Origin of the sequence: Arthrobacter glacialis, assembly GCF_002909445.1 — a bacterium.
GTDB classification, from domain to species: domain Bacteria; phylum Actinomycetota; class Actinomycetes; order Actinomycetales; family Micrococcaceae; genus Specibacter; species Specibacter glacialis.
The window spans coordinates 82593-96500 of sequence record NZ_PPXC01000002.1 but is presented as its reverse complement, the minus strand read 5'-3'; the positions used below and the strand labels follow the sequence as shown (position 1 = coordinate 96500).

The 13908-nt window shown below is 60.9% G+C and carries 12 protein-coding genes and 1 tRNA gene; all 13 read right to left on the bottom strand.

Annotated elements, in window-relative coordinates:
* Nucleotides 1-37: 37 nt before the first annotated feature.
* Complete coding sequence (locus CVS27_RS02725; protein ID WP_103464205.1) at nucleotides 38-1225, bottom strand: TerC family protein; 1188 nt, start codon at nucleotides 1223-1225, stop codon at nucleotides 38-40.
* Nucleotides 1226-1523: 298 nt separating this feature from the next.
* Complete coding sequence (locus CVS27_RS02720) at nucleotides 1524-2711, bottom strand: TerC family protein (RefSeq protein WP_103464205.1); 1188 nt, start codon at nucleotides 2709-2711, stop codon at nucleotides 1524-1526.
* Between the two features lie 125 nt (nucleotides 2712-2836).
* Complete coding sequence (locus CVS27_RS02715) at nucleotides 2837-3682, bottom strand: Bax inhibitor-1/YccA family protein (protein ID WP_103464204.1); 846 nt, start codon at nucleotides 3680-3682, stop codon at nucleotides 2837-2839.
* 121 nt (nucleotides 3683-3803) lie between these two features.
* Nucleotides 3804-3876 (bottom strand) — tRNA-Leu (locus CVS27_RS02710).
* Between the two features lie 68 nt (nucleotides 3877-3944).
* Nucleotides 3945-4445: a GNAT family N-acetyltransferase gene (locus tag CVS27_RS02705; RefSeq protein ID WP_103464203.1), complete on the bottom strand. Its 501-nt coding sequence runs from the start codon at nucleotides 4443-4445 to the stop codon at nucleotides 3945-3947.
* A gap of 146 nt (nucleotides 4446-4591) precedes the next feature.
* Nucleotides 4592-6049, bottom strand: a complete 1458-nt coding sequence (locus tag CVS27_RS02700) for an NAD(P)/FAD-dependent oxidoreductase (RefSeq protein WP_103464202.1) — start codon at nucleotides 6047-6049, stop codon at nucleotides 4592-4594.
* 171 nt (nucleotides 6050-6220) lie between these two features.
* Nucleotides 6221-7657, bottom strand: a complete 1437-nt coding sequence (locus CVS27_RS02695; protein WP_103464201.1) for a S8 family peptidase — start codon at nucleotides 7655-7657, stop codon at nucleotides 6221-6223.
* Nucleotides 7658-7685: 28 nt separating this feature from the next.
* Nucleotides 7686-8639, bottom strand: coding sequence for a Ppx/GppA phosphatase family protein (locus CVS27_RS02690; RefSeq protein ID WP_103464200.1), 954 nt, complete (start codon nucleotides 8637-8639; stop codon nucleotides 7686-7688).
* Between the two features lie 42 nt (nucleotides 8640-8681).
* Nucleotides 8682-9365 carry a DUF501 domain-containing protein gene (locus CVS27_RS02685; RefSeq protein WP_103464199.1) on the bottom strand — a complete coding sequence of 228 codons (684 nt, stop codon included), beginning with the start codon at nucleotides 9363-9365 and terminating at the stop codon, nucleotides 8682-8684.
* 122 nt (nucleotides 9366-9487) lie between these two features.
* The gene (locus tag CVS27_RS02680; protein ID WP_103464198.1) at nucleotides 9488-10231 is read right to left on the bottom strand and encodes an FtsB family cell division protein; all 744 of its coding nucleotides are present in this window, start codon (nucleotides 10229-10231) and stop codon (nucleotides 9488-9490) included.
* Between the two features lie 185 nt (nucleotides 10232-10416).
* Entirely contained in the window at nucleotides 10417-11697 is a 1281-nt protein-coding gene (gene eno, locus CVS27_RS02675) for a phosphopyruvate hydratase (protein WP_103464197.1), read from the bottom strand.
* 258 nt (nucleotides 11698-11955) lie between these two features.
* Nucleotides 11956-12681: a MazG nucleotide pyrophosphohydrolase domain-containing protein gene (locus CVS27_RS02670; RefSeq protein WP_423716376.1), complete on the bottom strand. Its 726-nt coding sequence runs from the start codon at nucleotides 12679-12681 to the stop codon at nucleotides 11956-11958.
* The gene (locus CVS27_RS02665; RefSeq protein ID WP_243400024.1) at nucleotides 12662-13888 is read right to left on the bottom strand and encodes an adenosine deaminase; all 1227 of its coding nucleotides are present in this window, start codon (nucleotides 13886-13888) and stop codon (nucleotides 12662-12664) included. The genes CVS27_RS02670 and CVS27_RS02665 overlap by 20 nt, the downstream gene beginning before the upstream one ends.
* Between the last annotated feature and the right edge of the window lie 20 nt (nucleotides 13889-13908).

The window sequence follows — 13908 nt, the reverse complement described above, 5'->3', positions numbered from 1 at the left end:
TTTTTCGCCGTTTTCTGCGGGCTAGTTGTTTAATCGGCTACTTACCCAGGAAGTCCTGGTGCAGTTCGTGCGTCTTGGCGATCTGCTCGAGGATCTCCTCGGAGTCCTTGTGCTTGTCGCGGTACTTGGGCTCCATGGTCTGGATGGTCTTTTCCTCGACCATGAGCAGGCTGTAAACACGCTCACGCTCGGCCGGATCAGCCGTGTATTCCAGGTTCGAGTAGCTTTCAGCATGGCGACGGGCGTTGTTAAGCACCGTCTGGGCCTTGCCGGACTTGCTCACCAACGACGCCACCACCGTGACCACCAGAACACCAATGATCACCGTCAGGGACAGACCAGTGGAGATCTCAAAGACGTTGACATGCTCGCCACCGTTGATGAACGGCAAGTTGTTCTCATGCAAGGCGTGCAGCACCAGCTTCACACCAATGAACGCCAAGATCGCTGCCAAGCCGTAGGAAAGGTAGATCAGACGATCCAGCAGTCCATCAAGGAGGAAGTACAGCTGACGCAGACCCATCAAGGAGAACGCCGTTGCCGTGAAGACAATGTACACGTTCTGGGTCAAACCGAAGATAGCCGGAATGGAATCCAGCGCGAACAGCAGGTCGGTGCCACCAATGGCGACCATGACCAGCAACATCGGGGTGAGGACCTTCTTGCCATCAATCTTGGTAACAAGCTTGTCGCCATCGTAGTGCTCAGAGGTATTGAAGAGGCGCTTGGCAATCTTGATGATGAAGTTATCGGCGCCCTCATCGCTGCCGTCTTCTTCCTTGAGCAAGTTACCTGCCGTGATCAGCAAGATGATGCCGAAGATGTAGAACATCCAGGACCAAGTGTTGATCAGTGCGGCACCGGCGAAGATGAAACCGGTCCGGGCAATCAGGGCAAAGACGATGCCGAACAGCAAAACCTTCTGCTGATCCTCACGGGGAACCTTGAAGCTGGCCATGATGACCAAGAAGACAAACAAGTTGTCAACACTCAAAGCCTTTTCGGTGATGTAACCGGCAAAGTACTCGCCACCCATCGTGGCACCGCCAAACACAAACACAGCGATACCGAAAACAACGGCCAAGCCAACATAGATAGAGGACCAAATGGCCGCTTCACGCAAGGTGGGAATATGCGCCTTGCGGATGTGGAAGAAATAGTCAAAGGCCAACAGGGCCAAAATGACCACAATGGTAATGCCCCAGATCAGGGGTGAAACAGTCATGATTCTGTCTTTCGGTAGAGGGCAGCGGCTATCGCCGCAAGTCTCTCCACCGGCTGAAAAACAGTCGGACACTGAACCCGGCAGGGCGTCTTTGCCCTACGTGTTGACGGATTCAGCGCTACGGGATACTCCCCTACGCTTTGACCATCATATCCGATGCGGCGGGTAGACAAAATCGGTTCATTGGCTCGAGTACTCGCAGGCTATGTTGAAACCACAACTAGCCCGCAGTAAACGGCGAAAATTCACGATTTTGACGTGTTTTTCGCCGTTTTCTGCGGGCTAGTTGTTTAATCGGCTACTTACCCAGGAAGTCCTGGTGCAGTTCGTGCGTCTTGGCGATCTGCTCGAGGATCTCCTCGGAGTCCTTGTGCTTGTCGCGGTACTTGGGCTCCATGGTCTGGATGGTCTTTTCCTCGACCATGAGCAGGCTGTAAACACGCTCACGCTCGGCCGGATCAGCCGTGTATTCCAGGTTCGAGTAGCTTTCAGCATGGCGACGGGCGTTGTTAAGCACCGTCTGGGCCTTGCCGGACTTGCTCACCAACGACGCCACCACCGTGACCACCAGAACACCAATGATCACCGTCAGGGACAGACCAGTGGAGATCTCAAAGACGTTGACATGCTCGCCACCGTTGATGAACGGCAAGTTGTTCTCATGCAAGGCGTGCAGCACCAGCTTCACACCAATGAACGCCAAGATCGCTGCCAAGCCGTAGGAAAGGTAGATCAGACGATCCAGCAGTCCATCAAGGAGGAAGTACAGCTGACGCAGACCCATCAAGGAGAACGCCGTTGCCGTGAAGACAATGTACACGTTCTGGGTCAAACCGAAGATAGCCGGAATGGAATCCAGCGCGAACAGCAGGTCGGTGCCACCAATGGCGACCATGACCAGCAACATCGGGGTGAGGACCTTCTTGCCATCAATCTTGGTAACAAGCTTGTCGCCATCGTAGTGCTCAGAGGTATTGAAGAGGCGCTTGGCAATCTTGATGATGAAGTTATCGGCGCCCTCATCGCTGCCGTCTTCTTCCTTGAGCAAGTTACCTGCCGTGATCAGCAAGATGATGCCGAAGATGTAGAACATCCAGGACCAAGTGTTGATCAGTGCGGCACCGGCGAAGATGAAACCGGTCCGGGCAATCAGGGCAAAGACGATGCCGAACAGCAAAACCTTCTGCTGATCCTCACGGGGAACCTTGAAGCTGGCCATGATGACCAAGAAGACAAACAAGTTGTCAACACTCAAAGCCTTTTCGGTGATGTAACCGGCAAAGTACTCGCCACCCATCGTGGCACCGCCAAACACAAACACAGCGATACCGAAAACAACGGCCAAGCCAACATAGATAGAGGACCAAATGGCCGCTTCACGCAAGGTGGGAATATGCGCCTTGCGGATGTGGAAGAAATAGTCAAAGGCCAACAGGGCCAAAATGACCACAATGGTAATGCCCCAGATCAGGGGTGAAACAGTCATGAGGTTCTTTCGCTAGTTTCGTGTCGGCAGGTTCTGCCATATTCCTGGGAAAAATTTGAGCAATGCCCGGCCCCTGAGACCAGGGGTCGGGCATTCGCCGGTGATATGAAGGGCCTGAGCCGGAATTAGTTGTTGCCGCGCAGGATGGCCAGCAGGCGCAGGATCTCCACGTACAGCCACACAAGAGTCACTGTCAGGCCAAAGGCTGCTGTCCAGGAGTACTTGGCGGGCAGCCCGCGCTGCACACCCTGCTCAATGGAGGTGAAGTCCACAATCAGTGAGAACGCGGCCAAGCCAATGGCCAGCAGGCCAATGACCACACCAAAGGGGATGTTGGTGCCGGGGATGTCCATGCCATTGATACCCCAGGGGGTGGTGGTGACATTGAAGATCATGAGGAAGAAGTTCACCAGCGAGAACAGCGCGTAGCCGGCCAAGGCGATGATGAAGAAACGTGTCATCTTGGGGGTGGCTCGGACCTTGGCGTTGCGGAAAAGCACCAGGGTCACAATGAACACGCTCAGCGTGCCCAGCAGGGCCTGGACCACGATGCCCGGGAAGCTCTGTTCCAGCAGCCCGGACAGGCCACCGAGGAACATGCCCTCAAACAAGGCATAGCCCAGAATCAGCGCCGGTGACGGCTCCTTCTTGAAGGAGTTCACCAGGCCCAGGACCAGGCCAATGATCATGCCCGGCCACATGAGGATGGGAACCATCCAGCCAAGGGCTGCACCAACCAGCACCAGGCCCAGGGTGAAGACAGTCTTCATGATGACGTCGTCGTAGGTCATGCGGCCTGTCTGCGCAGCATTCGCAGAGGGCTTGCTGTACATGTCCTGCAACTGCGCGGCGGAGAACTGTTTCTGGGCGGCCAGGGTGTCAGCTCCACCATTGGCGTAGCCGCGTTGTCCAGCAGGCGCGTCCTTGAAGTTCTTGTTGTTGGCAAAAACCGGATTTCCACCAAGTGCCATGGTTCTGTTTCCTTAGAAATGAGGGGCAAAATGTTTTATTCGGTACTTAGTATTACGTTCAAACTACCGTTTTTGTTCCCTGATACCTCAGGAAACCACCGTGCACGGCGTGGTGTGTAGGTACCCCAGGTCGGACTCGAACCGACACTGAACAGATTTTAAGTCTGGTGCCTCTGCCATTGGGCTACTGGGGCGTAGCTGGCTTGGTTCTCCAGCTGTTAACAACATTACTGGATGGTTGGCCCGCGACTGAAACTGGCATCTAAAGGGCGTTGAATGGCTCCGAATACTTGAACTGTCCATGCAAACCGGGCTTGTGCGCAGCCAGGGGCAGTGCCATGAAATGCGATCCCCACGAAGGGTCCGGTGAGGTGATGCCCATGGAGTCCGCCGGCACAAACCCAAAACGGGGGTAATAGTCGGTGCTGCCCAGCAGAACAAGGGTCGACTCCCCCATTTTGTTGGCCTGCTCAATGGTGGCGTTCATCAGGGCCGAGCCCACACCTTGATTCTGGTACTCCGGCTGCACGGCAATCGGCCCCAGTCCCAGCGATTTCTCGGCACCAATCCAGCCGCGGGTGGTGATCACATGGCCCAGGATTTCCCCGCGATCGGACTCCGCCACCAGCGACAACTCAGGAATGTACTCGCGCGAGGCAAAGAGTTCTCGGAGCAGCTTGGCCTCCACGGGTTCGGGAAAGGCAGCCTTCACCACAGCCAAAATTTCTGGCCTGTCCCCAGCATGCTCGCGTCTGATGATCATAGAAGCAGTCTAGTGCCTGCACCTGTTCGCAAACCGAGAGGCCGTAGGCTCCGCCGCAGTTTGGATGGGATCCACTGGGGAAAGTACGACGGCGGCCCTCCCGCAAGTGGGGAGGGCCGCCGTCGTGCTTGAAACAAAAGGGCTAACTACTTCGAAGCAGTTGCTTCTTCCTTGGCTACCGGAGCATCCGCCTTGGCGGGCTCGGCTGCCGGGGCAGCCTCGACCGGCTTGGCAGCAGGCTTCGGAGCCGGGGTAGCTGCAGTGACGAACGCGCGGCGCGGGTTGTCCAGGAATTCCAGCTGGGCCAAGTCGCGGCCAGCGAAGAAGGCAACGAACCAGTCCATGATGACGCGGAACTTGCGCTCGAACGTGGGCATGGCCAGGCCGTGGTAACCGCGGTGCATCAACCAGGCCAACGGACCCTTGAGCTGGATGCCCATAACCTTGGCAACACCCTTCCACTCGCCGAAGCCGGCAACAGCGCCCAGGTTCTTGTGCTTGTAGCCGGTCAACGGCTTGTTGAAGCGGCTGGCCCACAAGTTCTTGGCCAGGCGCTTGGCCTGACGCAGGGCGTGCTGGGCGTTGGGGACACAGGTACCGTCGGGCAGGCCGCCGGTAACGTCCGGCACGGCTGCAACGTCGCCGGCAGCCCAGGCGTTCGGGATGACACCGAATTCGCCGTTGATCTGCAGGTTGACGTTGACCGAAACGCGGCCGCGGGGCTCGATCGGGAAGTCGGTGGAGCGGACCATGGGGTTGGCCATGACGCCGGCCGTCCAGATGAGGGTGTCAGCGTCAAATTCCTGCGCAACGGACTTGTCCGGGAGGTTGATGAGCTTGATGTTGTTGTTCTCTGCGTTGTCCAAGGACGTGTTCAGCAGAACTTCAACGCCGCGGCTGCGCAAGTGCTCCACAACCCAAAGTGCCTGCTTCTCGGTGACCTCGGGCATGATGCGGCCCATGGCTTCGACGAGCACGAAGCGCAGTTCGGACTGCTCAACGCGGTTGTTGAGCTTGACGGCCGCGCGGGCCATGTCCTCGAGCTCGGCGATGGTTTCGATGCCGGCGAAGCCGCCACCGACCACAACGAACGTCAGGTGACGCTTGCGCAGCTCGGGATCAGCTTCCGTGGAGGCCAGCTCAATGAGGGAGAGAACCTGGTTGCGCAGGGCAACAGCCTCTTCAATGGTCTTCAAGCCGATACCGGCCTCGGCCAAGCCCTTGATGGGGAAGGTGCGGGTTACGGCACCGGCTGCGATAACCACGTCGTGGTAGGGCAGCTCGATGGGGGCGCCACCGTCAACCGGGGCAATGACTGCCGTGCGGTTCTCGTGGTCAATGTTGGTCACGGAGCCCTGGATGAGCTCGGTGTCCTTCAGGTGCATGCGGTGGGAGACAACCGCGTGGCGGGCCTCGATGTTGCCGCCGGCCACCTCGGGCAGGAACGGCTGGTACGTCATGTAGGGCAGCGGATCGACGAGGGTGACAATGCCACCGGACTTCGCGATCTTCTTCTGCAGTTTAAGCGCCGTGTAAAAGCCGACGTAGCCGCCGCCAACTACGAGGACGCGCGGTCGTGCTGAAAAGGTGGGTGTGATTGCCATATGACCATGATACCGCTCTTTGTGAAAATATTCACTAGCCTATTACACGACGACGTAACGGGCTTGCGCGGTCTCGTCGAGTATGTGCCACTCCGCCTGCCGAAAGGGCAGTAGTTGTTGATGTTCGGCGCAAACATCAACAACTACTGCCCGTTCGGCAGGCGGTGGGGATCAGTGTTTGTGGCCCACTCGTTGCGGCGGGGCCTCGTGGCTGGTGTGGGCACCCCAGGATCCTTCCGAATCCTCATCGGCTCCGTCAGCGCCGTCGGACGCCAGCAACCTGCGCCGGGCCAGCACCAGGTGGGTGCCCCCTGCCACCACAATCACCGCGAACAATCCCAACGAACCCAGGACCAAGGCCCGTGGCCCTGCACTTGAAAGTTCCGCGACAGGGATGGCCACAGGGGCGGCATGTTCGGACAACGTCGCCTTGGGCTGGGGCACGCTCGTGGCCGGCTGGCCGTTGGTGGGCGGCACCACCTCCCCGCGGCGGTGCACGCGAATCCATTCCGCAATGCTGCCCAGCGGGTTCACTTGCACCACGGGGACATCTGCGCTCAGGGCAGCAGCCGCGTCGAGAATCCCATAGCCGTAGATGGCATTGGGCAGCCCCTCCCCCTTGGGCTTGGCGGTGGAGATGATGCGGTTGATGACCTGGGCGGCGGACATGTCCGGGTATTTGGACCTGATCAGGGCAGCCACGCCGGAGACGATGGGCGCGGCGCCGCTGGTGCCGTTCCACTGTGCATAGCCACCCCCGGGCAGGCCTCCCACCAGGTCCTCAGCCGGGGCACTGACACCAATACTGATGCCTTGTGAGGAGGAATCAACACTGGCTGTGCCGTCCTTGTCCAAGCCACCCACGGCCAAGATGCCCGGAATCGTGGCGGGAGCACCCACCTGTTCGCTGCCGGATTTACGGTTTCCCGCCGCCGCCACAATGACAACATCCTTGGCTTCTGCGTACGCAAACGCGTCGTCCCAGCTTTGCGGCCAGGCTGTTGAGGTGCTGCCCAGGGACATGTTGATAACCTTGGCGCCTTGATCCACAGCCCACTTCACCGCTGCCGGGATCTGATCGTCAATGTTCTTCCCCGAGGGGTTCTCGCTGCCCAGCCACACAGAAACACTGAGGAGCTCAGCCTTGGGGGCCACGCCTATGACGCCGTCGGGGCCTGCCCCCACCGTCTCCTTGGCAGGTGCCGTGCTGCTGGGACCGGCCGTTTTTGTGGGCTTGGCTGTGGGGGTGCTGGGGCTGTGTCCGCGCCCTGCCAGCATGGTTGCCACGAGTGTGCCGTGTTCGGGCTCGGCACCCACACCCTTGGTGCCGTCGGCGGATCCAGCCCCGGACATGTCGGTGCCGCCCACCACGGCGCCGGCCAGGTCCTTGTGGGACTTGTCGATGCCGCTGTCGATGATGGCGATTTTCACGCCTTCACCCTGGGTTTTCTCCCAAGCATTCTCGATCCCGGACTGCTCCAACCAGTACTGCCGGTTGCGGATGTCATCGGCCGATGCTGCCGTGGCCGCCACCAACGCCAAGGTGCCGGCCAGGGCAAGCGTCATGAACGCGGCAGCAAGGGTCCGCTTCCGTGGCGCTAACTCCATGAATGCTCGTTTCCGGTGGGGGGCGGGCTCAGTTTTTAGCCGCACCCAGGGCAATTCCGTCAAGAATATCGTGTTCGCTGGTGGTTACCGATTCCAGTCTCCCACCGTTGAGCCGGGCCACGCGGCGCAGCACCGTGCGCCAAATCAGCGCGCCGGCACCAATGACGTCCACCCGGCCAGTGTGCATGAACCCAAGTTCGGCCCGCTGGGCGCGTGTCATGGCCAGCAGCTGCGAGGCAGCGGCGTCGATCTTTTCCAGAGGCACGACGGCGGCATGAATCACCTCGCTCTGGTAGCTCGCCAACCCGAGTGCGTGGGCTGTGATGGTGGTGATGGACCCTGCCACACCCACCACCTCATCGACCGCGTCGAGTGTGACCGCGGCGAAGACTTCGTCAAGCTTTTCTTCAATGGCAGCGTGTGCGGCCGCAATTTCGGCAGCCGTGGGAGGGTCGCTTTGCAGGTACCTTTCGGTGAACCGCACGCAACCCATGTTGGTGCTCAGTGCACCACTGACACCTTCTGAGTTGCCAATGACAAACTCGGTGCTGCCACCGCCCAGGTCCACCACAAGAATGTTGCGGTTTGCCACGGCGGGCAGCACGCTGACTGCCCCGGCGAATGACAAGCCGGCTTCCTCGGCGCCGCTGACAACCTCAGGGGCCACACCCAGCCGGGCCTGGATCCCGGCCGTAAAAATGTCCTTGTTGCCGGCGTCGCGCGTGGCGCTGGTGGCAACAAAACGCACCCGTTCCACGCCATGGGCGGCAATCAAGGCGGCATAGTCCTGCGTTGCCGCGAAGGTCCGCTCCAGTGCGTCCTCGGCAAGCATGCCTGTCACATCCACGCCCTGCCCCAGCCGGACCACGCGCATTTCACGGTGCACATCCTGGAGCACCGCTCCCGCGTGGTTGTCCGGGACAACGTCGGCAATGAGCAGGCGGATGGAGTTGGTTCCGCAGTCAATGGCGGCAACACGCATGGAAAAGCCTTTCAGGTGGTGTTACACAGCGGGTGGCGGTGGTTACTTCTCGGTGTTGGCGGAATCCGAGGTGGAGTCAGCGTTTCCGGCGGCTTCGGCCTTGAGCTGGTTCAGGTGCTTGACGTGCCGGCTCAGGTCCTTGTTCGGCACGGGCGCCTGGTTGTCCCAGGCCCCTTCGCAGTAGCAGCGCTCGGCGGTCCACCATTCGGCCACGGCTGCAAGGGCCTCGTCACCTAGCGGGTTGACCCCGGGACCGGCCGCCAGTGCGTGGCCAATCAAAACGTGCAGGCACTTGACGCGGGTGGGCATGCCGCCGGCGGAAATTCCCGCGGTCTCCGGAACGGGACCGGTGCCGGCGCGTTCACCAATGGCTTCGCGGGCGGCAATGTAGGCCTCATGGGCGTGCTGGTAGGCAGCTGCCAGTTCCGTGTCTGCGGCCAGCCTGTCCGTCATCTCATTCATCAGCCCTGCTGCTTCCAGACGGGAGGCTGCGGCCGTGAGCACAGGGTGGGTGAGGTAATACGTGGTGGGGAACGGGATGCCGTTGCTCAGCCGCGGGGCCGTGGCAGCAACCAGCGGATTGCCGCACACGCAGCGGGCCGGAATCTCCACGACGTCGCGCACGGGCCTGTTGAGCTGGCGGCTGAGGGTGTCCAGGTCCAGCGCAGTGGGGACTCGCCCGTCCGTGGCGGAGCTTTCTGTTGCGGGCACGAGGGGGCCTTTCATGGAACTGAAGTATTGCTGGCGGCTGTGATTCTCACCTGCGCGCCGAACGTCTTGGCATGGCTGTGGGGTTCAACCAGCCATTTTAGCGTGGATGAGCCCACGCCATGAATCTGGCTGGCGGACTACGGCGCCGGCGCCGGCGCGGGCGCCGGTGCCGGTGCTGGGACTGGGGCCGGGGCCGGGGCTGGGGGTTCCGCGGCGGGAGCTTGCACTTCCGCGGACTTTTTCACAGCTCCCCACAGCGCGTCCACCCACGGTTCAACGGTGATTTCCGTGGCCTTCTTGGCGGTTGTGGCTTGCGCGGCAGCGGCCTTGGCGGCATCCACGGAATCCTCAGCGCCAACAACACCATTGGCACCGTAAACCCAGTATCCGGTCTCGCCCGGCATGAGCATGCTGACCCTGTCCCGGGCCTGCTGCTTGATATAGGCGGGGTCGTCCCAGCGCAGCAATTCCGCACTGTAGGCGCTCTGCTGGGCTTCCTTGGCAGCAATATCGTCGCGCAGTGCAGATATCTCAGCCCTTTGCTGCATGTAGGTGTGCACATTGGGGGCCAGGAGCAAGGTCACAACACCCATGGTCAGGCCCAACACCAAAAGTCGGCCCGAGAATCTGCGGGCAGGCACCGGACTGTTGCCGGCGGTGTGGATGACACCGTCCTGGCCGCTTCGACTGGTCGGCGCTGAGGCACGTTGGCGGGCTTGGGGCTCACGTGGCTGGGGGGCACCCGTGGCGGGAGTGGCGCCGGGGCCAGCCTCCGGCGTCGTACTGGACGCTGAAGCTGAGGGAACCTTCTTGGACTCCGGGGCATCACCCATGCCGGCTGTGAACTGCGCTTTAGGCACTGAGGGCCGTCGCGTGGCCATGCTTCTCCTAAAAACCTTGCCCGAAAAAATCAACTGCTGCTGCCCAGTCTATGCGCTCGGGATAACCGATCCGGGAAGCCACCGCGTCTGGGTATCGGATCCTGCCCTGGATACAGCAAAGCCGCGGTGGCTGGCCAAGGCAGGTATTCCTTGGCTTGGCCAGCCACCGCGGCCGGAGCAGCTATTTAGCCCTTGAAACGCGGGAACGCGCTGCGGCCTGCGTAGCGTGCTGCATCATCGAGTTCTTCTTCGATGCGCAGGAGCTGGTTGTACTTGGCAACGCGCTCGGAGCGGGCCGGGGCACCTGTCTTGATCTGACCGGCGTTGGTGGCAACGCAGATGTCAGCAATGGTGGTGTCTTCGGTTTCGCCTGAGCGGTGCGAGGTGATGGTGGTGTAGCCGGCACGCTGGGCCATGGACACGGCGTCCAAGGTTTCAGTCAAGGAACCGATCTGGTTGACCTTTACCAGGAGCGAGTTAGCTGTCTTGGTCTCGATGCCGCGGGAGAGGCGCTCGGGGTTGGTGACGAACAAGTCATCGCCAACAATCTGCACCTTGTCGCCGATGGCGTCGGTCAGGGTCTTCCAGCCTTCCCAGTCATCTTCATCCAGGGGATCCTCGATGGAAACGAGCGGGTAGTCAGCAACGAGTTCAGCGTAGTAGGCGCTCATCTCGGCGGCCGTCAGGGCCTTGCCCTCGAACTGGTAGGCACCGTCCTTGAAGAATTCGGAGGAGGCAACGTCCAAGGCCAGGCCAATGTCCGTTCCTGCTTCGTAGCCTGCGCGCTTGATCGCTTCCAGGATCAAGTCAAGGGCTGCACGGTTGGAGGGCAGGTTCGGCGCGAAGCCGCCCTCGTCGCCCAAGCCGGTGGAGAGGCCCTTTTCCTGCAGAACGGCCTTGAGGTTGTGGTAAACCTCAACACCCCAGCGCAGGCCCTCGGAGAACGTTGCTGCACCCAGGGGCACAATCATGAATTCCTGGATGTCCACATCGGAGTCGGCGTGTGAGCCGCCGTTGAGGATGTTCATCAACGGAACGGGCAATACGTGCGCGTTGGGGCCGCCCAGGTAGCGGTACAGCGGCAGGCCGGCGGACTCGGCTGCGGCGCTTGCCACGGCCAGGGAAACACCCAAGATGGCGTTGGCGCCGAGCTTGCCCTTGTTGTCGGTGCCGTCCAGCTCCAACATCATGGAGTCGATCAGGCGCTGATCGGTTGCGTCGATGCCCTCAAGTTCCGGGGCGATGACTTCCAAAACAGCCTCGACTGCCTGAAGAACACCCTTGCCCTGGTAACGGCCCTTGTCGCCGTCGCGGAGCTCCACAGCCTCAAAGGCACCCGTGGATGCACCGGAGGGAACACCGGCACGGCCCATGGCGCCGTCGGTGAGGAGAACCTCTACCTCGACTGTGGGGTTTCCACGGGAATCCAAAATTTCGCGTGCATGAATGGCTTCAATAAGTGCCACGTGTTGCTCCTAAAAGTCAGCTTTTTACAGTAACGGTTCGACCACGCTGTCGCCTCAATCGTAACCGACGGCGTGACGGGGCACTCTTTGCTACGCTCAGGGCGGCATTGTGGCGGCCAATTTGCCGCGCTTCGCGCTGCATGCTCGTGGAAGTCTGAACTTATGCGTAGAACTCAGCGCGAGTTCAGCGCATGGACACTCATGCGGAGAACTCAGCGCGGGTTCAGCGCATAAGTTCAGGGGAGGCAGGGACGCGGGCTAGTTTTCCGCCTGAAAAGAGAGCACGGCAAGGCGCAGGGCACGTTCCGCGTCCAGTCCACGTTCCTGGGCTGCCTGTACGACGCCGAACAGCACCTTCCCGAGCTCGTCCTCAGTTTCGACGTGCTCAGCCAGATGAACGGCCGGTGGCACGGCACCAAGTCCCGCCCGCGCAGCCCGCTCCAGCGACTTCTGCGCCATGGCCAGTGCCGGCAACGACCGCGGAATCCCCGCGAACGGGCTGTCGGGTTGAGCAATCCCGACCACCGGAATTGCCAGCTCCTCGGCGGCCCGTTCTTCGGCCTTGACGCGCTCCCAGCTTGCCTCAATTTCCTCGATGGTGGCTGGAAAACTTGACTGCAGGGTGCCGTCTGGGTGGAAGACGTGGGGGCTGCGCCGGATCATTTTGTCACTGAGCCCACGGGCGACGTCTGCCACGTCGAATTGGCCCGACTCCTGGGCAAGCCGGGCATGGAGGACCACCTGCAACAAGATGTCCCCTAATTCACCGGATATTTGATCACTGTGGCCCGTTTCAATGGCCTCGATGAGCTCATACGATTCCTCCAGCAAGTATGTGGTGAGGGAATCGTGGGTCAGCGCGCCGGTCCAGGGGCAATGCTCGCGCAGGGCCGCAACAACGCCAACAAGGCGGGCCATTTCCAGCTGTGTGGAGGCGGCCCGCCTGTCAGCAGCAGGAACGGAATTAGTCGTCAATCTCGTCATCGTCCGCTTCGAAGCCCTCGGACCCGTCGAAGCCCTCAAAGTCGTCGGAGTCCTCAAAGTCCTCCATCTCATCCATGGCGTCCTCGAAGTGCTCAATGATGAAGTCCGCCAGGTGCTCGCGGGCTTCAATGGGCAGGAACGTTGCGTGCACGGCGTTCAAGGTCAGCTCCAGCACCGTGTCCAGGCCGTAGCCAAAGGTTTCCACGAGCAGCCCAAATTCCTGGGTCAGCGTGGTGCCGCTCATGAGCCGGTTGTCGGTGTTGACGGTGATGTTGAAGCCAAGCTGGTGCAGCAGGTCGATGGGGTGTTCGGCGATGGTGGTGCCAAAGGCCGCAATGGCGCCTGTTTGCAGGTTCGAGGACGGGCACAGCTCGAGCGGGATCTGACGGTCGCGTACCCACTGGGCCAAGTCACCCAAGGTGACGGTGCCGACGTCGTGCCCGTCCTCCTCCTGCACGTCCAGGTGGATGTCCTCGGCAATGCGCACACCATGGCCTAGGCGCAGGGCGCGGCCGTGGACCAGTGCGTCCTGGATGCTGTCCAGTCCGGCGCCCTCACCGGCGTGGACGGTGGCGGGGAAGTTGTTCTCGGCCAAATAGGTGAAGGCCTCGGCGAAGCGGGACGGCAGGAAGCCTTCCTCGGCCCCGGCAATGTCGAAGCCCACCACGCCGTTGTCACGGTGGCGCACGGCCAGCTGGGCGATTTCGGCGCCGCGGTCGGCGTGGCGCATGGCTGTGACGATCTGGCCCACCTCAATGTAGCCACCCGCCCCGTCCACAGCGTCCATGCCTTCTTCAAGGCCCAGTTGCACGGCCTCAACAGCCTCATCAAGGCTCAGCCCTGCGCGGAGGTGCTGCTCCGGCGCCCAGCGTACTTCACCGTAGACAACACCGTCCTCGGCCAGGTCCTCAACAAATTCACGGGCGACCCGCACCAGGGCCGAGTGCGTCTGCATGAGTGCAACGGTGTGTTCAAAGGTCTCCAGGTAGCTCACCAGGGAACCTGAGCTGGCTTGCTCCACAAACCAGCTGCGCAATTCTTCGGGGTCGGTGGTGGGCAGTACATGGCTGTTCGCAGCCGCCAACTCAATGATGGTCTCTGGGCGCAGACCGCCGTCCAGATGATCGTGCAGGGATACCTTTGGCAAGGATTTCAGGTCCACAACGGGGATGGACTGGGCTGCTTGCTCTGAAGTTGAGTTAGTCACAATCCCCACTCTAGGGATGA